This is a genomic window from Pontibacter sp. HSC-14F20, assembly GCF_019599265.1.
Taxonomy (GTDB): Bacteria; Bacteroidota; Bacteroidia; order Cytophagales; family Hymenobacteraceae; genus Pontibacter.
Window position 1 is genome coordinate 266,792 of sequence record NZ_JAHZTC010000002.1, and the last position, 22,069, is coordinate 288,860.

Below are 22,069 nucleotides of genomic sequence, written 5' to 3' on the forward strand. Positions count from 1 at the left end.
AGAGTATATATGGTAATTATTTAAATAAGTTGTATTAAGTGGGTATTAAATTCGTGGTTCAGGATATTTTTATATAAATATTTATTAGTACTAAAAGTAAATGATTCAGGTCACTGTCAGCACATCTGGTAGCCTGCACATTGAAGAGGGAACCAATATGCTGTTGCCGCTTTATTTTTTGAAGATTTTCTTCATGAAATTTTATAATACTATCAAAATTGAGTTTCATGACTTTATAATTTTTGAAACTATAAAGTTTTGTTTTAAGTGAAACCAGTTTGATGGCATTTAACTTGGCTGTCTCCGAATCTGCCGGCAAAAACAGCCTGGTAGCAAGAAGCGGGAGGGACTTCATGAAGTACGAACCTGCTATACGCATGCACATCAGCCAGAAGGTAATACTGCTGCGACATCCCATGTTTACATGTATACGGTAGGGCATGATTACTTCAAAGCACTTAGAGCCCTCAGATATAAACCTAGTGAAATAGTCCCAGTTCAGGCGAGTTGTGGGCATGAAATGCTTAAATTTAAGTTTGTCTTCGTACCAGATGCTATAACCTGCCATGGCGATGGCATAACATAGCTCGTAGTCTCCACCGGCTGTTAAGGTACCAGCCACTCTGTCGGTTAATAAAGGCCTAAAGCCCGCATGCAATAACGTTTCGTAGGCTGACTTCCGTATGACGCAACCTGCGCCATACACAAACTGCCTGCTTACTGGACCCGGTGTTTTCGCCTGCGGGCCATTTGCAAAGAAGCCGTGCCCGATCGCCCATTTAGGAGGAGGTGATTCAAACACTAGTTCGCCGTTTCCTCCCAGCACCCCAATTTCCGGATGTGATAGCATGAGCTGATAGGCCAGGTTCAGGTAATCAGGACAAAGCCAGTTGTCATCGTCACAGAACAAAACGAACTCATACTTCGAATGGCTCAATGCGAGTTCGCGGGCATAAGTCAGGCCCTGCCTCGGCTGGTGGAACAGGTGCAGTTGGGTGGGCTGGCCCTGTTTCTCCCACTCCTCAAGTACAACTTCGGAGGTATTGTCAGTAGAGGCATTGTCGACGACCAGTACTTCCCATTTTATGTATGAGCTTATGCGCTGGCTGGCAATGTGACGGATCGTTTCTGGAAGAAGCTTCGCCCCATTGTAAGTGCAAATCACAATCGTAATACCTAACCTCATTTCCTGTAGAATTTTAAAGTAAAATAAAGTTTTGCTGCCATCAGGTAAATAAGGGGGCTAGTGTGGAACTGCAGTGCGTTCTTGATATGAGCTTCAACCAATTGCTTGTTGTGCAGGCTGTGCCACAGCCGTGCTGCTATATTAAGCGCATAAGTAGCATAATATTTTTTTGAATTTTGGAGGATGGAATGCTTCTGATTTTCTGGCAGATGGTCTTGAATGAGTAGCATGGCCTTGTAGAGGTCCTGCAAGTGCTCCCCTTTCAAAAACTTGCTGTTGGTGATAGAAGTAGTGTGTTGCCTGTATTCTGCCAGTGTAAGTGGTGTGTAGGCCGTCGGGTAATGGCGCGCTATCCGGACCCACATCTCCCAATCCTCTCCATAATTCACGCCATAAAAAGCCCCTAGCTGCTCGTATACCTCTCTGCGCACTGTCATGGCAGCATACTGAATCAATTGTTTTTCACCGATCCTCGCCAGCCAGTCTGATAATATACCATCCTGTTTCATTTCAGGATTCTTTTGCGATACGACCTGACCCTGTTCGTTGATACTGCAATAGCCGCTGAAGGCAGCACCTGCTGTTGGAAAGCGCTCAAAGAGCTGTTTTATCCTGGTATAATAGCCTGGTCTGACCTTATCGTCCCCATGCAAGAGATGCACAAGTTTTCCTTTTGAGCGGTTAATGCAGGTTTCAAAGTTTCGAAGGCTACCAATATTCTGCGCCTGTCTGAAGTATTTGATGCGTCCCTGACCAACCTCAGCAACCAGCTTTTCAATATCTGCATCCGTACTGGCATCGTCTACTACCTCAATCTGCATTTCCGTTTCAGGTATACCTTGTGCCAGTACACTGCTTAAAGTGTCCCTAAGATAGATAGCACAGTTATGTACCGGTATCATCACTGACCAGGTAGGTCTGTGGTGTATTCCTTGAAGCGGCGCGATCTGGGGAGGAGAAGTAGGTATGCTAAGCATCAGATAAAAAAGTAATGGTAATGTAAATAGACTTCCCTAATGTTATGGTAATACGTGTTTTTGTGAAATCTAATAAGATAGAATATGAATATTTTAGTTAAATACTCAGTTTTTAGTGGGCAATAGTGCATTTCTATACCTGAGCTTGCTTTTGAGTACAGATTTAATGCTCCTTACCAAGCTGCGCACTGGTTCAATTCTCATTCGAAACCATACCTGACTATGGAGGGGAAGGTGTTGGATCAGAACTCTGATGATGAACTCCCGTTTATACCTAGCTGCCAGTTTCACGCTTTCTACTTCCAGATTAGGATTTTGCGTTTTCAAAATACACTGTGTTATATAATCGAGCTCCCGGATACAGCTTAACCACTGGCCCAAGTCCTGCTCTGCGATGAGTGGCGCAAAGTTATGCCTGTAGCATTGGATAAAACTGCTCGGGATTGTATAATGGTCGCCTACATAATAGCGAAGATTGCGTAGTACCTGCTGCTGCTGCGCCGACTCGTATTCTTCCTTCTTTAATACTTGGTGCAGGCTCTGATCAGTCACTCTATAGTCCAGCAAGACTTCGGGCAGGTTGTAGAATCTGTACTGCCGGGTGAGTTGCCAGAAGAGCTCAAAGTCTTCGGAGTAAGCAGCAGTATAGAGACCTACTTCCTGCACCGCTTCTTTCCGGTACATGACTGTGGGGTGGTATAACCAGCAGATGAAAGTCAGGTTATAGTAAACATGCTCACTCCTCATCTTGTCCTGCCTGATAAAATGGCCGTCTTCTCCTATCACCTTGACCATGGACGATACGAGGGCGCAATCCGGATTGGCCAGCATGTAGGTATACTGCACCTGTAGCCTGTTCAGATAACTGATGTCATCAGCGTCCATTCTGGCTATAAGGCTGGTTTTGGCCAGGCCTATACCTTTATTCAGGGTAGCCGAGATGCCGATATTCGCTTCGTTCAGGTATAGCCTGATGCGGGAATCATCATAGGATTGAATAATGGCCACACTGTTATCGTTTGAGCCATCGTCAATGATGATGAACTCAAATTCCCTGAATGTCTGTTGCAGAATGCTATCGATAGCTTCTGCCAGAAACTTCCCGGCGTTATACACCGGCATCAGAACCGTTAGCTTTGGTAACATCATCTGCCAATTGACTTTAATCTATTCTTAACAGCCCCTTTTACTTTGGAGGGAAAGGTGACCGCTGCAAAATATAGGCGCGGATAGCGGTAAGGTATAAGTGCTTTCTCCAACAAACGTGTTGTCGTGCTCTCTTCTCGTTGCGACTCGTGCAGATAGTCTTTCAACCATTCCAGGAAATAGCGACGAACTGTGTGGTAATGACCATCAGATTTTACCTTTTGTACAATAGAGCCAGTGTGCTGCCGGTACATATTCTGGCAGGCAGATGAGATGTATACCTTCTCCTGCAGGTATATTTTATGAAGGAAAGCCTGGTCTTCATACAGCTGAAACTCTTTCGTAAATGACTCCTCAAAACCTCCGGCCCGCACAATAGCTTCTTTGGTTAGCATAAGTCCTGAAGGGCATGGCGCAGCGCCTGTGTGAAGTGGGTACAAGTATGAGGTGAGCGCTCCGGGTGCATAAGCCCTGTCCTGAGGTGCGCCGACAGGTATAGGAATGTCCTGCTGATCCGGGTGCTCCCAGCTATACCAGTACAATGAGGCTTCTGCCACCATGGCAATCCCATCCTCTTTTTGATATAAAGCGACCTGTTGTGACAGTTTCCGGGGGAACCAGACATCGTCGCCATCCAGAAATGCGATCAGCTTACCTCGGGCCTGTTCTATGCCTGCGTTGCGGCTGGCACTCAGGCCTTTATTGATATGTTCCGGGTGCTCGTGATAGAAAATCTTACCGGGATAGCGTGCTGCATACGCTTGTGCCATAGCGGTACTATGATCAGTTGAACCGTCATCAACTAAGATCAATTCCCAATGCGTGTATTCCTGCTGCAGGACACTCTCGATGGCTTCACTTATGAACTTCTCTTCATTGAGGAAAGCTGTGATCACTGAGACAAGGGGGGTAGGGTTTGTATGCATAGCTGTGTTAAGTTTGTACCCATTTCTGGAGCGTTTTTGCAAATGCTACTCCTTTCATATCGCTCACCTGGAATCGGCCGATGCGGTGCTGGTGCGTTCGCTTGTTAACCGTGCTGCCTTCCGTGGTAAATGCAGCATCAAAAGAAGCAGCTTCCGCCGCCTGTAAGGTAGCCGTATTGTAATGCCCATAGGGGTAGGCCATAAGTGAGATGCGATTACCGGTCAGTTCCTGAAGTAAATCTCTGTTATCTGCCATTTCAGCCTTCTGAAAATCTAAGCCGTGATGCCCCAAAGCAGGATGCGTCACGGTATGCGCTCCAATGTCAAAAAGCTGCTGATTTGCCAGTTCAGCAAGCTGGCCTGTTGACATGCTTTTGAAAGCAGGCCGGTGTGCTACTTCCGATTTTGTCCAGTCCCGGACCTGTTGCAGCAGTTCCTGGATTTCGCTGTCCGGAAGTACCCGCATTACCGTCCATAATGTCAGAAACAGCTCGCTGCGCCTGGTGGTCGGTAGGGTAAGGCATGCTTTCCAGTGCATGTGCTGCTGCTGTAGTTCTTCCGACATTTCAGTTTCCTGGTTCAGGTCTGTTTTTATCAGCCCCCCTTTTACTTCCATGACAAATGTCGCAGGCAGATGCGCTGAGTAAAGTATAAGGTTTTCCAGTTCGTCCCACCAAAATTCCCGTGCTGTTCCTACGTTGCAGGATGTCACAAAGAAGGTAGCCGGCAACCGATATTTCTCCAGCAGCGGCTTTGCCGTTTCGTAGTTGTCGCTATAGCCGTCGTCAAATGACAGTGCGATCAGGCGCTTCCGGCGTCTTTTTTCTTTTGCTCTGGCGGCGAGCTCATGCAGGGGCACGACTTCTCCTGTCTGACTTAATACCTGTAGCTGTTCCTCAAAGTTTGCGGGACTGACAGCAAGGTCCCAGATGTCGGTTTCCGGTGCTGCTATACGGTGGTACATCAGTACAAGCGCTTTCGGCTCCAGGTAGTTCTGTATGAAGTGGCGGATCATAGGTATGCGCTATATCTTTTGAGCTTTCACAGTCACGATCACCTGGTAGTGCGGATCGTGGAAGTTTAATTTGGATGGCGGGACCTCCTGCAGGCCCATACCATACAGAAAAGCGGATGCCGTCAGCACATTGCCAAAAGTGCCTACACTAACTTGACTCTCCGGGAACGTTTCGTCCATGACTTTGCGCATTGATTTGTCTGTAAAAGCCCAGTACCATGTATTCTTCCATTCGCCATGATCAATCGGAGTAATACCCGGTACAGTCAGTAGCAAGACACCTCCCGATTTCAGGATCCGGTGGCAGGTACGGATTGCGTCTTTAAAGTCGTAGATCAAATGCAAGGTCTGGGTAAGGATGATGCAGTCAAACGTACTGTCAGGTATGTGTGGGGCATTGCTTATATCACCAGTATAGGTTGCGGTTGTGTTGGTCGAATCCACATGCAGTATATCGCTTTTCGTGACTTGCTTTCCTCCGAACTGCAAGGTATAGGCATTGTCGCCGATTTCGAGCACATTACCTTGTATATGCTGAGATTCGCTGCGAAGGAAACCCTCAATATAATGTCGGTCCACGGGGCCTCCCCGGTCATAGCCAAATTCTTTGCTGAAAGGTGTTACTCTATCAAAGTCCCCCAATGCCACGGCACCCGGAGCTGGAACATGGTTGTTGTACAGCCCTAAGCTGTGCAGCATTCTGAGTGTGAAGGCTGGCGCGTACTTTTTAACTTGAGCTCTGAACATAACTGTGTTTTTTTTCAGGATGTACTTATAATAAAGAGGCCGTCTGTACAACTTCAAAAGCTGAAGGTTTTCAGCGGAAACATTGCCTTTGGGTTGACGAAGGCTTTTCCATAATTCTGAGCAGTAGTAGCTTTTCCATACTTTCTGTCCCCGTAGGTAAGCCTTCTGCTCACTTTCAGACTTCAATTCTTTTCTCTGGCGATCCAGTACGTCCAGCACCCCTCCCAGCATAGCCAAGATGTTGTTTGACATATTAGCCGTGTGAATGCGATAGGCCGCGATATTTTCCTGGTGATGGAAAACCGGGTATTTTCTGGTTATCTTTAGGTATAGGTCATAGTCTTCGCAGTTCCGCAGCATGGTATCGTACTGAAACTCCGAAAACACCCATTTACGGAAAAGCACGGTCGATATCATGCCAATGTAGTTGCCCTGGAGTAAGTGCAGATAATGGTCTGTGCTGACCTGTGACGCCTCTTCTTTGACCAGGCCTTCCTCCTCATACACTTTACGGTGGGCTCCTGACACAAATGCAAGTTGCTCATGCCGCTGCAGGTACGACATATTGGTCGTTATGGCGCCTGGCAGGAGCCAATCGTCTGCATCCAGGAAAAGCAGGAAGTCCCCGGAAGCGTTCTTTATACCTGTGTTCCGGGCTGAAGACAACCCCTGGTTAGGCTGGTGTACATACTTGACGGCACGGTAGGAGTCTGCTACCTCCTTCGTAATATCAGTAGATCCGTCGTCTACCACCACGACCTCTACAGTTGGATAGTCCTGGGTGAGCGCACTCTCGATTGCTCCAGCCAAAAAGTGTCCTTGGTTGTAACAGGGTATTACAACGGACACCAACGGATTTAACTGAGAGCCTGTATTGCTCATACCTACTGTCTGAATTGCTGCCTGTTTTTGAAATAATAATTCAGTCCGGACAAAACACCGAGCATCTCTACAAAGAGTGTTTTGTGACGATAGCGGTAGTTAGGGAAGCCTGATTTTAAGAGTTGTGCATACTGCTTGGGCAATCGCCAGAACAAGTGCCTGATGTAGCCCGCCTTTTGTTGGCGTTGCTGGATCAGGGCAGCGGCGGCGTGCCCACGCATGTAGTAGAAAATCTGCTTTTTCAGACCTTCAATCTCCCTGCGGTGTTCATGATAAGCGATCGCCCAAGGGTTGTAGTGTATGGTATACCCCTTGAGCAGGATTCTGTACCACATCTCGGAATCGCCACTACAACCGGCCGCGCCCACATCCAGGAGCTCATCAAAATACCCTACCTGCTCAAATATCTCTTTTCTGAAGGCCATGTTTGCCCCGGCGCCGATCACCCAGACCGGCGGACCCTGCGATAAAGTAGCTTGAATAAAATCAGGCGTATAAAAGATGTCGGTGTAGCCACGGTTAAAACTCCAGTGCTTTTCAAAAATAAACTGCGCCTCGGTTTTTAATTCAGATGCGATCACGAGGCCTGTCATAGCTGCTATACCTGGCTCCTGAAAGGTCTTCCATACTTGGAAAGCCCACAAGGGGTGAACCGTGACATCATCGTCCACATAGGCAACGATCGGAGCTTGCGCTTCTCTAGCGCCCGTGTTTCTGGCAATATCAAGCCCTGGGCGGGGCTCCTTTATATAAGTTACCTCCCTGAATTGATTTACAACCTCTGCTGATGCATCATTTGAAGGGGCATTGTCAACGACAATGATCTCTACCGGGCGGCAAGGCAGGCTCAGCAGCATGCGCAGACAGTTCTGCAGTTGAGAAGGTCTGTCGTGGGTACAAATAACTGCTGCTATTGGCACCCTATCAGGTATAGCATCCTTTGAAACCGGGGGGAACAGGTTGTTCAGCCATGGTTCCAAAGTGTGTAAATCTTTTTGATAAATCCCCTCTTTCCAGGCAGTTGGAGACATATTCGCCTGATTCTCATAAAATGCTATGGCAGGCGAAATCGCCTTAATCAGTTTGTCGTGGTAGCTTGTCTCTGTTAAGCTTTGCTGCGGGGCTGTAAAAACATGTCCCAAAGCCCTGTCATGCCACCAAAAAACAAGGTAATTGCCTTGATCATGGGTGGTCAGAGAAGGAGCTGAAAGTCCTTCATGCAGGTAGATGTGGCTGATCTGATAGGGTAAATGGTTACGCATAGGGATGTTGTTTAAATGCCTTCTTGCGGAATCATGATCTCTGCCTGACGCAGCTGGATGGGAAACTGAGGGCGCACAGTGCCCCACCATTTGCCATACCACTGAATATTTTCACGGTAATCCTCCAGCTCAAACCTGAGGCATTCTTCATGGTAGTAAAGCGAAATGGAGGTGTCGCGCACGATGATAATGGAAACGTAATAGGAGCCGTCATTTAGAAAATTGCCGGGTATCGTGCACTCTCCCTCAACAAGGCCTTTGGCGCAGGTAACAGCCGGGGAGGGGAGGTCAAAAATGCATTCGCCGCCAGCTGTGAACAGATGAACGCCAATACTCAGGACGGACTCCTCCTGCATGTTCCAGAATTGAACCCTGACCGTAAGTGGTGTACGTATATCCAGTGGCGCGTCTAGGGATGCAAGCTGTGGCTCGAGCTCCACAGACCGGATACGCACCAGTTCATTTCCCGGTGCCTCGTCTGGTGATTGCCATACCTGCATCAGGTGGGCGTCCTGGGTGCTGGTCAGGTACTTGTTCACTATGGCGGCAGAAGGACCAAATGCCTGCATTTTGCCCTGGTTCAACCATACTGCTTTGTCGCACAGGTTTTTGATGGCCTGCATACTGTGGCTCACAAAGAGGATCGTTCTGCCCTCTGCCTGAGAGACCTCCCGCATTTTGCCAAGGCACTTTTTCTGAAAGTCAGCGTCACCTACCGCCAATACTTCGTCCACGATCAGAATATCCGGCTCCAGGTGGGCTGCAACAGCAAATGCCAGTCGCACATACATACCCGATGAATAACGCTTAACAGGGGTGTCGATAAACTGCTCTACCCCTGAAAAGGCAACGATCTCGTCAAACTTGCGCCTGATCTCAGGTTTGCTCATGCCTAATATATACCCACTGATGTAAATGTTCTCTCTACCGGTTAGCTCCTGGTGAAAACCCGTGCCCACTTCCAGCAAGCTACTTACCTTGCCCATGCCTCGTACCGTACCGTGGGTGGGGCGTACAATGCGGGAGATTATTTTGAGCAGGGTGGACTTACCAGACCCGTTCTTGCCAATAATGCCGATTGCCTCCCCGTGTTTCACCTCCAGGTTGATGTTCTGCAATGCCATGATGGTATCAGGCGATGCTTTGTGCAGGTATTCATGATTGACCTGAAAGAATGGATCTTCTTTTCGGAGTATGTTGGCAGTCCACCAGCGCTGCAAGTCCTGCCTGAACGAGCCGGTGCCGATCACGCCGAGGCGATACATCTTGTACAGGTTTTCTATTTCTATGACGGTTTCAGGCATGTGGCGCAGGTTTAGACTACATCGATCAGTTTATCTCCCTGCTTATTGAAAAGCAGCATAGACCCTGTAAGTAACACAATTGTAAAGGACAGGCTATAGATGAAATGAACCAGCGTTAGGGTGCCTTCCCCCAGAATAGACAATCGGAATAGTTCAAAGACAGGGGTGATAGGGTTTAGCTCGACTAACCAGCGCATGTTCTCCGGTACGGCTGCCAGGGGGTAGATAACCGGAGTTACAAACATAAGAAGCCGAATGCCCAGTGCCACAAGATTTGAAAAGTCGCGGTATTTGGCTGTGAGAATGGAGAACAGCAAACCCATACCCAAACTGATGCCTGCCGTAAGCAGGATAGCCACAGGGAAAGCTAAAGGCCAGAGCCCTGTCTGCAGCTGTAAATCAGTCGTGATGCTATAGTAAAAGACAATTGCCAGAAGCATAAGCAATTGCATAGCGAAGCGCAGCAACTGCGTGCCAATGACAGATATAGGCATGATGATACGTGGGAAGTAGACCTTACTGAAAACCTGAACATTTTCCTTGAATGTGCTGGCCGTGCCGATAAAGCTGTCGCTAAGGAAGTTCCAAAGCACTATACCTGCAGCATAGAATAGAACAGGCGGTAGAGTGCCAGTAGAAATGCCGGCAATTTTATGAAATACGATTACAAATGTTACCAGTGTCAGTGCAGGCTGAAACAGGATCCAGATAGGTCCTAATACTGTTTGTTGGTAGTTGAGTATAAAATTGCGCCTTACTAAACCAAAAAGCAGATGACGATATGACCAAAGCTCCTTAAGACTATGATTCCATATGCTGGTTCTGCTACCAATCTCCCATTCCCACTCCTGCGTAGCTATAGGCATATTTCAAATTTTTATAATAATATAACTATTGTTACTCTGATTTGACCAAAATGTTCTGTTTAGCCTTGACTATTTCAGATAAGCCTTCTATAATTTCTTGAGGTTTGTTATGTACTGTAAAGGATTACCCTATCTGTCTTTTCAGTATAGCTAAAACCACCTTTTACAAGACTTATCTGAACATTATTAAGAGGGCTACCTCCATAATTTGAATCAGCAATCCGAAAAAGATTCCCCACTGACTATAATAACCCGGAAGAGTTATTCGTTTAGTCCTAATCTATCTTATGTTATGGATTAGGGTGTGATTTGCACTAAAATATCTAGTTTGTTTTCATGATATAAGGTATTCTAAATCTAAAACCCATGATGTCTCTTAACAGATTGATTTAGTTATACATATAAGTCAATATTTAATTATCTGATAAATTTTATAATTGAAAAGTTATAAATTAAGACGAGGTTAAATAAATGGTTTTATATAGTGTATATGAAATAGTTACACGTTTTCTTGTGCTTAACTAATATTTTACAAGAAACTTAAGAGAAGTTAGAGGTTTTAGAGTTGTTGCGTTTTCATTTTTGGGATTAAGTCTTTTACATTTGTCAATCGCTATTAACGAAAATATTCAAAATGAATGAAGGTCATAAGTTCGTTAAGATTTAGCTACAAGAGGACGTAAAACCTTAAATGGAGGGTGTGTATGATAAGACTTTTAAAAGTAGGCAACTGATAATTGCCAGATAAAATTTTTGTTGAACTTACTAAAAGTGCTGGCTGCTAGTGCTTTATAGGGAAATATACTTAGCAGTAAAAATACAATTACCAATTATTAAATTTTCAACTTTAGCCAAAACAAGATGAAATTGAGATTCCGTAACATGATGCTGCCAATGCTGGCAGGCGCCCTAGCCTTTTCATGCGAGAAAAAAGAAATGGAAGAGCTTTCACCTTCCGCAGCCCTAAGCGCTGAAGCCTCGCAGAATGCGACGGCCAACCACATATTCGAAGAGACGTTTGAGGGAAGTAAAGCCTTCTCCGGACGCCACACCCAATTCGCCTCCACCTCTTACTCTTTCCAGATGGCGACTAACCCGGTGTTTCGGGGAGCTAAGTCTGGTCGTTTCGAACTGCGTAGCTCGGACACACAAGTAGCCAACGGCACGCGTGCCGAGGTGATCGTGGCCGACCCGGCCACCAACAAGGATCGCTGGTACAGCTTTGCGGCTTACTTCCCTGCCAAAGACTATGCCTCTGATTCAGGCTCTGAGCTGATCAGCCAGTGGTGGCAGACCTCAGGTAGCACGCAGGCTACCTCGCTGCGCGTTCGTCAGGACCGCCTGATTCTGCGCACTGGCAACAACGCCAGCTCCCTCAAGGAGATCGATCTGGGTAAGATTACCAAAGACAGCTGGCAGGAATACGTTTTCCACTTTATTCACTCTTACGGCTCTGACGGCCTGATCGAGATCTGGCGCAATGGTACCAAGATCCTTACTCACAAGGGCGGAAACATGTACGACACGAAGATGCCGAACTGGAAGATTGGTATTTACCGCGCTTCCTGGAACAGCGGCTCCACTTCGACAACCAAGCGTGTACTTTACTTTGACAACATCCGCGTGGGCAATGAGCGGGCCTCCTTCAACGAGATGTCCTCTTCTGGTAGCAACACTACTGCTCCAGTTGAAACTCCAACAGCTCCAACCGAGCCAACCCCTTCTCCGTCTCCTTCACCTGAAACCAACCCAATTGGAAGTGTGCCAGCTACTGGAGCACACAGCGTCATCTTGGTTGATGCTGGAACAGAGAAAGATGTGATGACCGTTAAAAACGGTGCTACGCTTAGTTTTAGTGAACTGCGCACCAGAAAGTTTAACTTCCGCTCTAACGTTGATCCCACTACAGTAGGTAGCGTAAAGTTTGAGTTGAAAGGCGCAATGAACCGCACGTATACTGATAATGCTGCGCCTTATGCGCTGTTTGGTGACGATGGAAGAGGTAACTACTATTTCGGTAACACCGCTATGTCAACTGGTAGCTATACCCTGACAGTTACACCTTACTCTGGCTCAAATGGTTCAGGTACTGCCGGTACTCCGGTAACAGTAAGCTTCAATATAGTTGAGTCTGGTTCAGGTTCGACAGCGGAGACCTCTCCAGTAGCACCTGCTCCAACTCCTTCTGGGCCAGTAACAACTCCTCCAAGCACTTCAACTTCTTCACAGATCTCAAGTCTGACACTGGTTGATGCGCATACTGAGAAAGACGTGATGCAGCTGGCTAACGGTGCCTCACTTAGCTTCAGCGCGTTAGGTACAAAGAAATTCAACTTCCGCGCTGACCTTAAGTCTGGTGTAGGAAGCGTGAAGTTTGAGCTGAAAGGCGCAATGAACCGCTCGTATACTGATAATGCCGCACCACATGCTTTGTTCGGTGACGATGGAAGAGGTAACTACTATTATGGTAACCTGACTATGCCGGCCGGAACTTATACCTTGACAGCTACGCCTTATTCAGGCAGCAACGGTTCGGGTACTGCAGGTACACCAGTGACTTATTCCTTCACTGTTAAGAACTAGAGTTTTCAGAATAATACCTGAAGTGGTATAATACTTTAAAGCAGCTGGCCGAAGGTCAGCTGCTTTTTTTATAAATGTATAGTTGACAGTGAGTTAATGTATATGGTGTCATGGTTTTGAAAAGTCCAATCTTGGTAACTGCTATATAGAACAGACAGGTTTTGTTACCACAAATGTTTAACATAGGCTGTGCTTAAGGGAGAGTAAAATTCAACATTCTGTCTATTTCAGAAAGCCTATTTTGAAATTTTCAATATAGAAACCAAGCATTAAAGAATTGGAAAGGATTAAAATTTAATAAACAATAATTCAATATGGATTTTCAATAGTTGTTTTTTTAAATATATAAAGTTACATGCAAAACAAGTGTTTTTATATAATTTAAATTATTATAAATCTGAAATAATTAAGAAAAGCACTTTTTTTGAGTATAAGCGCTTTCAAAAGTTGCTAAAAGTCCTTTACATTTGTGACTGTCGATTGAGAAAAATATCCAATTAATAAACGTTTTGCTTTCTATTGGATAAGAGCTTTAAAATATTGATCATTAAATAAATATGCTTTAATACGAGAGTGATCATAAGAGATTGGAGGTTAGTTTAAGTACTATTGCTTGATCTCGCTGATTTTAAAGGAGTGTTAATAGCCAAAAGAGGATTGTAACGATTGATTTTATAAAGAAAGTACCAGGATTAATTAAACTTTTAGCCAATTAAATTTTCAACTTTAGCCAAAACAAGATGAAATTGAGATTCCGCAACATGATGCTGCCAATGCTGGCAGGCGCCCTAGCCTTTTCATGCGAGAAAAAAGAAATGGAAGAGCTTTCACCTTCCGCAGCCCTAAGCGCTGAAGCCTCGCAGAATGCGACGGCCAACCACATATTCGAAGAGACGTTTGAGGGAAGTAAAGCCTTCTCCGGACGCCACACCCAATTCGCCTCCACCTCTTACTCTTTCCAGATGGCGACTAACCCGGTGTTTCGGGGAGCTAAGTCTGGTCGTTTCGAACTGCGTAGCTCGGACACACAAGTAGCCAACGGCACGCGTGCCGAGGTGATCGTGGCCGACCCGGCCACCAACAAGGATCGCTGGTACAGCTTTGCGGCTTACTTCCCTGCCAAAGACTATGCCTCTGATTCAGGCTCTGAGCTGATCAGCCAGTGGTGGCAGACCTCAAGTAGCACGCAGGCTACCTCGCTGCGCGTTCGTCAGGACCGCCTGATTTTGCGCACCGGTAATAACGCCAACTCTCTTAAAGATATTGATTTAGGCCAGATTACCAAAGACAGCTGGCAGGAATACGTTTTCCACTTTATTCACTCTTACGGCTCTGACGGCCTGATCGAGATCTGGCGCAATGGTACCAAGATCCTTACTCACAAGGGCGGAAACATGTACGACACGAAGATGCCGAACTGGAAGATTGGTATTTACCGCGCTTCCTGGAACAGCGGCTCCACTTCGACAACCAAGCGTGTACTTTACTTTGACAACATCCGCGTGGGCAATGAGCGGGCCTCCTTCAACGAGATGTCCTCTTCTGGTAGCAACACCACTGTTTCAACGCAGCCAACTGAGCCTGCTCCAACGCCAACTGATCCAAGCGCTATAACATCTTCTCAGGTTGCTGGTATCACGTTGGTAAATGCTAGTACAGAAAGAGATTTGATGAAGTTGACAAATGGTGCTGCTTTTAGCTTTAGTGCTTTGGGTACGACGAAGTTGAATTTCCGCGCTGATTTGAAGTCTGGCGTAGGTAGCGTAAAGTTTGATTTGAAAGGTGCTAAGTCGCATTCTTACATTGATAACGCTGCACCACATGCCCTCTTTGGAGATGATGGAAGAGGTAACTACTACTATGGAAACTTGACGCTGCCAGCAGGCAACTATACCTTGACTGCTACTCCTTATTCAGGAAGCAAAGGCACAGGAACAGTAGGTACGCCGGTAACATATAGTTTCTCAATCAAGAATTAATACTATGCTATAATGCCTGATTCAGGCACTATTATAAAAGAGCAGTTGGCTTATTTGCTGACTGCTCTTTTTTTTATGAGTTGTGCTCGATATAGTATGTTTAGATCTATTCTTTTTGCTCACTATACATCAGTGACTATATTCTTTACGCAATGTTATCTGTATCCAGGCTTCTTAAAGTGCAAGATTAGATGGCGACCTGCTTATAATTCAAATTCTAGGCTCTAAAACTCTAATTTTTCTTTTTTCTTGTTAGAAAGAGCTTCGTAAATAAATATCTACTCATTTTATTTTACAAATATCGTTCACCCTTAAAAAAGGGTTGTTCGCTAATAAAAACGAAAAGTTAGCACCCAAATCTCTAGAATTAAGTATACTCAATATAAAATTCATATAAAATAATAATTAATAATATTATTTGTGATGTAACATTTATTCTATAATTACTTATATATATAGAAAGAGCTGTTAAGCCTAGAAGATTTAAATTCTGAGAGTTGAGGAATGTTTAACTATTACGTTGTTAAGTCTATGGAAAAGAATATACCTACAATACCAGTTAGTGCCTCATACAGAACCATTTTTTACACGCTAAAAGTATGGGGTATTTAAGGACACATAATCAATACAAGTTTATAATGGCAGTTGAAAAGGCAGTGGAATAGAAGAACTTACATTCCAAAGTAGCTTAGCTTGCCTGCTTCCCCAATAATTTCACCACTGACATAGTGCATCCTAATTATTGTAGAGAAATCTGCCTACATGTATGTTGCTCATTTGATTTTAGTTTAAGATTATGATTAAATCGAAACAAAGACTTCCCTTACTGTATCTTGGGGCGGATATGTTCAAAATCGTGCTCATATCATGTATCGTTTTCTATTTTATCTATGATAAGGAATATCAGCAAACGGCCTGGGTTGTGCTAATTGGTTCCGTGTTTACTTGGACCTTAATTAGTTACTGGGTAAGGTTGCAGGAATCTGAACTATATAAATATAATAGGATGAACCTGCAGGTAGTGAATTATATTAAAATCTATATCCTGCTAATTGGTTTTGTTGTTGCCTTCTATACATTCCTTCCATTTTCAATTGAGACTAAGAACATAGTAGCAGCTATTTTGCTGGGTTTCCCCATACTTGGTATACCTATAAATATCCTTGTAGTGAATACGATTGACCATTTGCGCAGTAACACCGGCAATACCAAGTATACGCTTGTAGCAGGTATAGGAAATATGGCCGGCAATGTTGAAAAGCATCTCCAGCGTCAGAATAAGTCACAGGTTAAGTTGCAAGGATTTATTAATTGTAGGAATGAAGAATGTGTGGTGCCGCAGGATAAGGTAGTAGGGGACCTAGATCATATAAACGAATACCTGCAAAATAATACGGTAGATGAAATCGTCATAACAATACCGGTAAAGGTTTCTAAGAAAGTCAAGAGCATAGTTGCTGCCGCAGATTATCACGGTGTGCGTGTTAAGTATATACCTGATTATCGAGAGCTATTTGGAGATAGCTATAAGGTAACAAGGTATGGCGAACTGGATGCCATTAACGTAAGGCAACTCCCACTAGATGAAACTTATGCCTTCTTTCTGAAAAACAGTTTTGATAAGATTTTCTCCGCCTTTGCGCTTGTAGCATTATCACCTTTATTTATGGCTGTGGCCCTCATGATTAAGTTGGATTCACCTGGCCCTGTGTTCTATTGTCCTATCAGGATTGGAAAAGGTGGAAGGCCATTTAAAGTATTTAAGTTCAGGAGTATGCGTGAGAATGATGCGGCAACAGGTGGGGTCATGTCTACTCAAAAAGATGACCCAAGGATAACCAAGTTGGGAAGCATTCTTAGGAAATATAGTATCGATGAGTTACCCCAGTTTATGAATGTGTTGCTGGGAGACATGAGTGTAGTCGGACCGCGACCCCATAGAAGTTTTCTGAATCAGAAGTTGCAGCAAAGTGTAGACAAATACATGATCCGACACTATTTCAAACCTGGCATCACAGGATGGGCACAGGTAAATGGCTGGCGAGGCCCAACCGAAACAGACGAGCAGCGCAAGCAGAGAACGATGCACGATTTGTGGTATATGGAAAAGTGGTCACTCTGGCTCGATGTCAAAATAATCTATAGAACCATCTTCAGTAAAAAGACACATAATAGTGCATACTAAAATATCCTGTGCTTAGGATGAAATAGTGAGGGAAATAAGGATATGATGAGGGGATATGTAATTGGGCTGATTGTTGTTAGTCTGCTTGGGTGGAGTGTTCTAAGACATGGTCACTATTATCCTTCCTTATTACAGGTCCCTAACTGTATAGGTTTTTCATTTCTGCAGAATCAAGTAGCCAGATTAAATGCCGGTAATAGTATTACATATCGGCAAGTGCAGGCGGATGAGTCTTTAAGAAACTACCTGCTTTTTGACGAAACGTTTGAAGGTATTGATCCATTTGGATCAGCTATAAATCTGCAGACTAACACAGAACATGGCATCCGGGTAGTAAGTGATCCGGTAAACAAAAATAACAAGGCTGCTCGGTTCGAACTGCGTGCATCAGATCCAATGATACACAGGGGAAAGCGGTCTGAGTTGTTTGTAGTCGACAGAATAGCTGCTAAGGAGATGTGGTACAGTTTCGCCGTGTTATTTCCGAAAGATGGCTACGCTCCGGATTCTTCCAATGAATTGATCAGCCAGTGGCATCAAGAAGGAAGTCCTCCTATTTCGCTACGTACAGTAGACAATGTTATCTACCTCCGTGTGCGACACGACTCAAATGCTGATAAGTGGAAAATCATGGAGGTGGCTCCCTTGACGAAGGATGTCTGGCATGAGTTTGTTTTTCATATCATCCATTCTGCGGGTTCAGACGCATTGTTAGAGGTATGGCATAATAACCAGAAATGCGTAACTTATAATGGACCCAACCATTTTGAGGATAAAAAAATGCCTTATTGGAAAGTCGGTGTTTATAAAGCGAAATGGAACAAGAGCAGAACTGTATCAGACACAAGAGTAATTTACTTTGATAATATCAGGGTTGGAAATGAGTTGGCGTCCTATGAAACGATGCAGCCTTCGTGGAAGAAAATTTATAGGGCGAATGAAAAATAATGATTCAGGGTGTTAGCTCTGAATTTCTGCTCGACTTTTTTGAGCGTATTATATGTGCAGCTTATCAAACTACTAATATCATAATGGTATTCCCATGGAACTAAGTATCAGAAACGTATTTACAAGTCTGTTGGCAAATCTGTTGATAGTATGCGGATTTGTTCGTAGGGCTAAAAAACGAGCGATGAAGGGAAATCACATTTTAGCAATGTACTTTCACAATCCTTCAAAAAAAGAGTTTGAGTCATGTATCAAATGGCTTAAAACTAATGGATTTACTTTTCTGAGCCCAGATGATTTACATAGTATCATAACTGAAAACCGTCCGCTGCCAAAAGGTGCAGTGCTCATAACGGCAGATGATGGTTGGAGAGATAATGAGTCAAATTTGGTAGCTGTAGCGGATAAACACCAGGTGCCAATCACCATTTTTGTGTCCACGGAGGCCGTGGAAGAAGGTGCTTATTGGTGGTCATACCTCGATAAAGCCAAGGATCTTAAGATCAATATACCTGCCAAGTCTTCTCTAAAATTGATAATGAATGATAAGAGAGTGGCTCTTATTAATGAAATAAAGCGCCAGGCAAAAGTAGAGAGACAGGCAATGACGGTTGAGCAGATCCAAAAGATATCTAAATCGAAATATGTTACCATAGGGGGGCACACTCATACGCATCCGATCCTTGTCAATTGTAGAAGAGAACAGCTTTACAACGAGCTTGATGTGTCAAAGCAAAAGCTCGAAGCATGGACAGGTAAAGAGATAAAACACTTTGCATATCCAAACGGAGATTTTAGCGAGCGTGAGATGCGCGCGCTTAATGAGCTTGGGTATAAACTAGCATTTTCAAGTGAGCCCCGTCAGATCGGCATCGCTGAGTTAAGCAACCCCTACTGTTTGCCACGTTTTGGGTTGCTAGAGGGGGCATCGCTGGCAGAGAACATTTGTCGAATGACAGGAGTCTGGAAACCTTTGATGCTTAAATTTAGATTACCGGAACTGGCTAAAGATGAGAATACAACAATTGAGTCGCCGGTTTACCGTAGTAATAAGAGCGAAAGCCTTCTGACGTCCTGAATAGATCATTCTGCATTGAAGTGACCTCACTCATAAGGTGCAGCTATGAAAGGAATCGGTAAGAACGAATGCAGCAACTCCAATGCTTCCTGGGTTCTCTTTGTTAAAGGGGATTAATCTAGCGTTATAGCTTCTAGTTTTACGCTACTTGATTTTTAGATACTATCAGGATCGCTATCCAATAACCTTACACCAGCAAAGGCAGGAGGGAATATTCTATTGGAATGACCAGCTCGTTAAATAGCCTTTTTATTAGATTGAGATTGATGTAAAATTCTTTAATGCTTTTTCTTTGCAATTCACTATCTGAGTAGGAGGTATATACTTGTTCCTGTCATCAAGAATTGTAATAATTTGTTCGACAGCTTTTTGAATTTCTTGAGTGCTGTCTCCAATCCTATACGCTTCGTTATATCCCACGCTTTCCAGAAAGTCTGCACACTTTCTATGGTACTCAAACAAAAAGAAGGGAACATTTCCGAAACAGGCGAACATGGAAGCATGCAGCCTTACAGATATGACCAGGTTACATTCCAGTACCTTGTTATAGATATAGGATGTGTTAGGGTTATAGGGTATGAACTCTATATTATCTACTTGGTGGGCCTTAAGAAAATTAATGATGGAAGCTGTAATTACCTTATCGCCTACAGTTGAATGGCCATTAAACTCAAAAAATCTGAGTTTCGTGTTGGTAATTTTGGTGACCTCAAGCAATAGCTGCTTAAGGTATGTCTCTCTTTGCACTTCCCTATCAAGCTCGGTAAGGCCTCTATATCTTTCAAAATAACAAGCGCTTATACCTATTGTTTTTTCCTGGGTTTGATGTCCAGTGACTCCTGAAGAGTTGCCGTAAATCATCGGTAGCAAAGCTGCCAAGTCAAAAGCATTTATTGGTTTGTAAGGGAGGTTATAGCTTAAGGCAAGTTGGAATGAATATTCATCTCTCAATGCCAGAAAATCCAGCCTCCTCAAATATTTAACTACAGCTCTTTCATCTTCCGCATTTTTATAAGGGCCCAACGAAACTCCAATTGCCCCTAGTTTAAACGAACTGGAAAGAGCTTTCTTCAAAATTGCTAAGTTACGGATATGAAATATCTTCTGAGGTTTTTCAAAAGTTGAGCCACCTGAAGATATAACCGCATCCGTTTTTACTAGCTGGATTAGCTTTTCCAGTACATGTTGACCGGGGAATATTTTTTTTTGAAAGCAACTTGCTTCCTGTTTAATCTGAGGTAGAGCTTTCGCTAAAAAGAAATTATTGGTCGTATTCCAATAAGTAGCAGCTCCCCATGCGCTAACTTCTATAAACGCATCATCACCTGTATTCAGCTGACCATAATAACCATCGAAAATAATTTTGTTGGTTGTTGGCTTTGATGTGAAGTGCGTAAGGTTTTTATGTTCCAAAATTGCATGCGAGCTCATAATTTGGCTAGATGTTATAGTGAAGTTTTACTTTGGAAATCACTTTCTTGGCTGGTACTCTAAAGAGTTCCCTTTCGTAGTTGTTAAGCCCTTTCCACCAAATTGCACTTAGGTATAGGAAGGAAAAAATAAGTACTTTAGTTACCAAAGAGGTAAAAGTATCTATTGGTGATAAATAGTTTAAAAGTACTCCCACTGGTATTAATCCTACAATCGGAAGGGACATAGAACCTATCTCTTTCCAGAAGCGGGGTATATCGATATTAACCCGCTTATAGTAGTAGATATTCATAATAAAGATATTCCCCACAATAAGGGACAAAGAGGTCCCGACAGCACAACCTATACCCCCATATAATTTAGCCAATGGAATGCTGATTGCCAGACTTGCCGTAGCCACCAAAATGTAAACCATAGACCGGAATTTATGCTGATTCCTAGCCTGTAAAATAGAAATGCCTAAGGTCTGAATCAAGGGCACGGTAAGGGGGATCATCAGCAGAACGGCAATCAGATAGGCATCAGCATAATCAGCACCAGCCCAAAGTACAATAAAGGTTTTCCCGAACAGAATGAAAACACATAATACGAAGGCCATGACGATAAACTGTACCCTGCCTGTCCGGATAAAGAGATCTGACACTTCCTTGTCTGGTATGTTGCGTGCGACCATAGCCGTTACTTTGGGCAAAAAAACACCTGAAATGGCAGTTGATAAGCTCATGTAGTACATCTGCAATTGCACGGCAATGGCATAGACGGCTACCACAGCAGTACCAGCCACAATACCAAGCACAAACTGGCCGGTGCTCCAGTAGATCTTGTCAACCACTACGCCCAGAAATATAAAGAAAGAGTAAGTGGAGATTCCTTTTAGCACGGCCCACTCCATCTTTCTGAAATGCAGCTTAATCTTAAGTTTTGTAAAGCAGTACCAGCTATTTACAAGCAGGCTGATGATGTTCAAAGCAGTGATGATCACTACAATCCCAATTGCTTTGTATCCCATTAATAATAGTGGAATCATCAGACAGGGAGTGATCAATGCCCGCACAATATTGACCAGCTTCTGAAAAACATAATTTTCATAAGCGACTATGATTGAACCAAATATGCTGAGCGGAAAGGTAGCAGCAAGATTAAAGACTAAAAGCACCACCATGATGCGCGCCTTATCCAACTCGGCGGCAGTTAGCGCATTGCCAAACAGGGTCTCTACCTTGTAATACAGCAGTGTGCCGGCCAGAATGACGAGCAGACTAATGCCGCAGTACAATGCCAGAAACATACCGAACAAAGCGTATTGTTCTTGCTGCCTGTTCTGTGCCCTGTATTTTGCTGTATAACGAACTACAGCATTTCCCAATCCCAGGTCCAGAACGGTGAGATACGCTACCACCGAGGCTACCAGAGAGTAAAGCCCAAACTCGGACTTACCCAGCATCCTCAACATGAAAGGTGTAAAGAGCAGACCGACCATGTTGTTTATACCAATAGAGGCATAAGACAGCATAGCGCCTGCTTTTAATTGATTAATTGCCATAACTTATGTTA

At 44.2% G+C, this 22,069-nt stretch carries 16 protein-coding genes; 5 read left to right on the forward strand and 11 right to left on the reverse strand.

Annotated elements, in window-relative coordinates; genetic code table 11:
• Window positions 1-58: 58 nt before the first annotated feature.
• The 9 genes from K3G39_RS03785 to K3G39_RS03825 form a co-directional block, all read right to left on the reverse strand.
• Window positions 59-1,186 (reverse strand): glycosyltransferase, encoded by a 1,128-nt coding sequence (locus K3G39_RS03785; protein ID WP_220624842.1) that lies wholly within the window; start codon window positions 1,184-1,186, stop codon window positions 59-61.
• Window positions 1,183-2,088: a glycosyltransferase gene (locus tag K3G39_RS03790; RefSeq protein ID WP_220624843.1), complete on the reverse strand. Its 906-nt coding sequence runs from the start codon at window positions 2,086-2,088 to the stop codon at window positions 1,183-1,185. The genes K3G39_RS03785 and K3G39_RS03790 overlap by 4 nt, the downstream gene beginning before the upstream one ends.
• A 180-nt stretch (window positions 2,089-2,268) precedes the next feature.
• A complete protein-coding gene (locus K3G39_RS03795; RefSeq protein WP_220624844.1) occupies window positions 2,269-3,312 on the reverse strand; it encodes a glycosyltransferase in 1,044 nt (347 codons plus the stop codon).
• Window positions 3,309-4,235, reverse strand: coding sequence for a glycosyltransferase family 2 protein (locus K3G39_RS03800; RefSeq protein ID WP_220624845.1), 927 nt, complete (start codon window positions 4,233-4,235; stop codon window positions 3,309-3,311). The genes K3G39_RS03795 and K3G39_RS03800 overlap by 4 nt, the downstream gene beginning before the upstream one ends.
• A 7-nt stretch (window positions 4,236-4,242) precedes the next feature.
• The gene (locus K3G39_RS03805; protein ID WP_220624846.1) at window positions 4,243-5,250 is read right to left on the reverse strand and encodes a polysaccharide deacetylase family protein; all 1,008 of its coding nucleotides are present in this window, start codon (window positions 5,248-5,250) and stop codon (window positions 4,243-4,245) included.
• Between the two features lie 9 nt (window positions 5,251-5,259).
• Complete coding sequence (locus K3G39_RS03810; protein ID WP_255593900.1) at window positions 5,260-6,879, reverse strand: glycosyltransferase; 1,620 nt, start codon at window positions 6,877-6,879, stop codon at window positions 5,260-5,262.
• Window positions 6,880-6,881: 2 nt separating this feature from the next.
• The gene (locus K3G39_RS03815; RefSeq protein ID WP_220624848.1) at window positions 6,882-8,141 is read right to left on the reverse strand and encodes a glycosyltransferase family 2 protein; all 1,260 of its coding nucleotides are present in this window, start codon (window positions 8,139-8,141) and stop codon (window positions 6,882-6,884) included.
• 11 nt (window positions 8,142-8,152) lie between these two features.
• Window positions 8,153-9,445: an ABC transporter ATP-binding protein gene (locus tag K3G39_RS03820; protein ID WP_220624849.1), complete on the reverse strand. Its 1,293-nt coding sequence runs from the start codon at window positions 9,443-9,445 to the stop codon at window positions 8,153-8,155.
• Between the two features lie 11 nt (window positions 9,446-9,456).
• A complete protein-coding gene (locus K3G39_RS03825) occupies window positions 9,457-10,311 on the reverse strand; it encodes an ABC transporter permease (RefSeq protein WP_220624850.1) in 855 nt (284 codons plus the stop codon).
• An 861-nt stretch (window positions 10,312-11,172) separates the two neighbouring features.
• Here K3G39_RS03825 and K3G39_RS03830 point away from each other — a divergent pair.
• The 5 genes from K3G39_RS03830 to K3G39_RS03850 all read left to right on the forward strand — a co-directional run bounded on the left by K3G39_RS03830 (window position 11,173) and on the right by K3G39_RS03850 (window position 19,084).
• The gene (locus K3G39_RS03830) at window positions 11,173-12,894 is read left to right on the forward strand and encodes a polysaccharide lyase (protein WP_220624851.1); all 1,722 of its coding nucleotides are present in this window, start codon (window positions 11,173-11,175) and stop codon (window positions 12,892-12,894) included.
• A gap of 815 nt (window positions 12,895-13,709) precedes the next feature.
• Entirely contained in the window at window positions 13,710-14,873 is a 1,164-nt protein-coding gene (locus K3G39_RS03835) for a polysaccharide lyase (protein ID WP_370627191.1), read from the forward strand.
• A gap of 796 nt (window positions 14,874-15,669) precedes the next feature.
• A complete protein-coding gene (locus tag K3G39_RS03840) occupies window positions 15,670-17,058 on the forward strand; it encodes an undecaprenyl-phosphate glucose phosphotransferase (RefSeq protein WP_255593903.1) in 1,389 nt (462 codons plus the stop codon).
• Between the two features lie 42 nt (window positions 17,059-17,100).
• Window positions 17,101-18,006, forward strand: a complete 906-nt coding sequence (locus K3G39_RS03845) for a polysaccharide lyase (RefSeq protein ID WP_220624853.1) — start codon at window positions 17,101-17,103, stop codon at window positions 18,004-18,006.
• A gap of 94 nt (window positions 18,007-18,100) precedes the next feature.
• Complete coding sequence (locus K3G39_RS03850; RefSeq protein ID WP_220624854.1) at window positions 18,101-19,084, forward strand: polysaccharide deacetylase family protein; 984 nt, start codon at window positions 18,101-18,103, stop codon at window positions 19,082-19,084.
• Between the two features lie 252 nt (window positions 19,085-19,336).
• On the opposite strand, the gene K3G39_RS03855 is transcribed toward K3G39_RS03850, so the two are convergent.
• A complete protein-coding gene (locus K3G39_RS03855) occupies window positions 19,337-20,515 on the reverse strand; it encodes a polysaccharide pyruvyl transferase family protein (RefSeq protein ID WP_220624855.1) in 1,179 nt (392 codons plus the stop codon).
• Between the two features lie 7 nt (window positions 20,516-20,522).
• A complete protein-coding gene (locus tag K3G39_RS03860) occupies window positions 20,523-22,058 on the reverse strand; it encodes a lipopolysaccharide biosynthesis protein (RefSeq protein ID WP_220624856.1) in 1,536 nt (511 codons plus the stop codon).
• Between the last annotated feature and the right edge of the window lie 11 nt (window positions 22,059-22,069).

Excerpts from the sequence above, each read along its gene's own strand:
- K3G39_RS03820 (WP_220624849.1), bottom strand. The coding sequence starts at position 9,445 with ATGCCTGAAACCGTCATAGAAATAGAAAACCTGTACAAGATGTATCGC.
- K3G39_RS03800 (WP_220624845.1), bottom strand. The coding sequence starts at position 4,235 with ATGCATACAAACCCTACCCCCCTTGTCTCAGTGATCACAGCTTTCCTC.
- K3G39_RS03850 (WP_220624854.1), top strand. The coding sequence starts at position 18,101 with ATGGAACTAAGTATCAGAAACGTATTTACAAGTCTGTTGGCAAATCTG.
- K3G39_RS03860 (WP_220624856.1), bottom strand. The coding sequence starts at position 22,058 with ATGGCAATTAATCAATTAAAAGCAGGCGCTATGCTGTCTTATGCCTCT.
- K3G39_RS03785 (WP_220624842.1), bottom strand. The coding sequence starts at position 1,186 with ATGAGGTTAGGTATTACGATTGTGATTTGCACTTACAATGGGGCGAAG.
- K3G39_RS03795 (WP_220624844.1), bottom strand. The coding sequence starts at position 3,312 with ATGATGTTACCAAAGCTAACGGTTCTGATGCCGGTGTATAACGCCGGG.
- K3G39_RS03810 (WP_255593900.1), bottom strand. The coding sequence starts at position 6,879 with ATGAGCAATACAGGCTCTCAGTTAAATCCGTTGGTGTCCGTTGTAATA.
- K3G39_RS03845 (WP_220624853.1), top strand. The coding sequence starts at position 17,101 with ATGATGAGGGGATATGTAATTGGGCTGATTGTTGTTAGTCTGCTTGGG.
- K3G39_RS03840 (WP_255593903.1), top strand. The coding sequence starts at position 15,670 with ATGATTAAATCGAAACAAAGACTTCCCTTACTGTATCTTGGGGCGGAT.
- K3G39_RS03790 (WP_220624843.1), bottom strand. The coding sequence starts at position 2,088 with ATGATACCGGTACATAACTGTGCTATCTATCTTAGGGACACTTTAAGC.
- K3G39_RS03805 (WP_220624846.1), bottom strand. The coding sequence starts at position 5,250 with ATGATCCGCCACTTCATACAGAACTACCTGGAGCCGAAAGCGCTTGTA.
- K3G39_RS03830 (WP_220624851.1), top strand. The coding sequence starts at position 11,173 with ATGAAATTGAGATTCCGTAACATGATGCTGCCAATGCTGGCAGGCGCC.
- K3G39_RS03815 (WP_220624848.1), bottom strand. The coding sequence starts at position 8,141 with ATGCGTAACCATTTACCCTATCAGATCAGCCACATCTACCTGCATGAA.
- K3G39_RS03855 (WP_220624855.1), bottom strand. The coding sequence starts at position 20,515 with ATGAGCTCGCATGCAATTTTGGAACATAAAAACCTTACGCACTTCACA.
- K3G39_RS03835 (WP_370627191.1), top strand. The coding sequence starts at position 13,710 with ATGGAAGAGCTTTCACCTTCCGCAGCCCTAAGCGCTGAAGCCTCGCAG.
- K3G39_RS03825 (WP_220624850.1), bottom strand. The coding sequence starts at position 10,311 with ATGCCTATAGCTACGCAGGAGTGGGAATGGGAGATTGGTAGCAGAACC.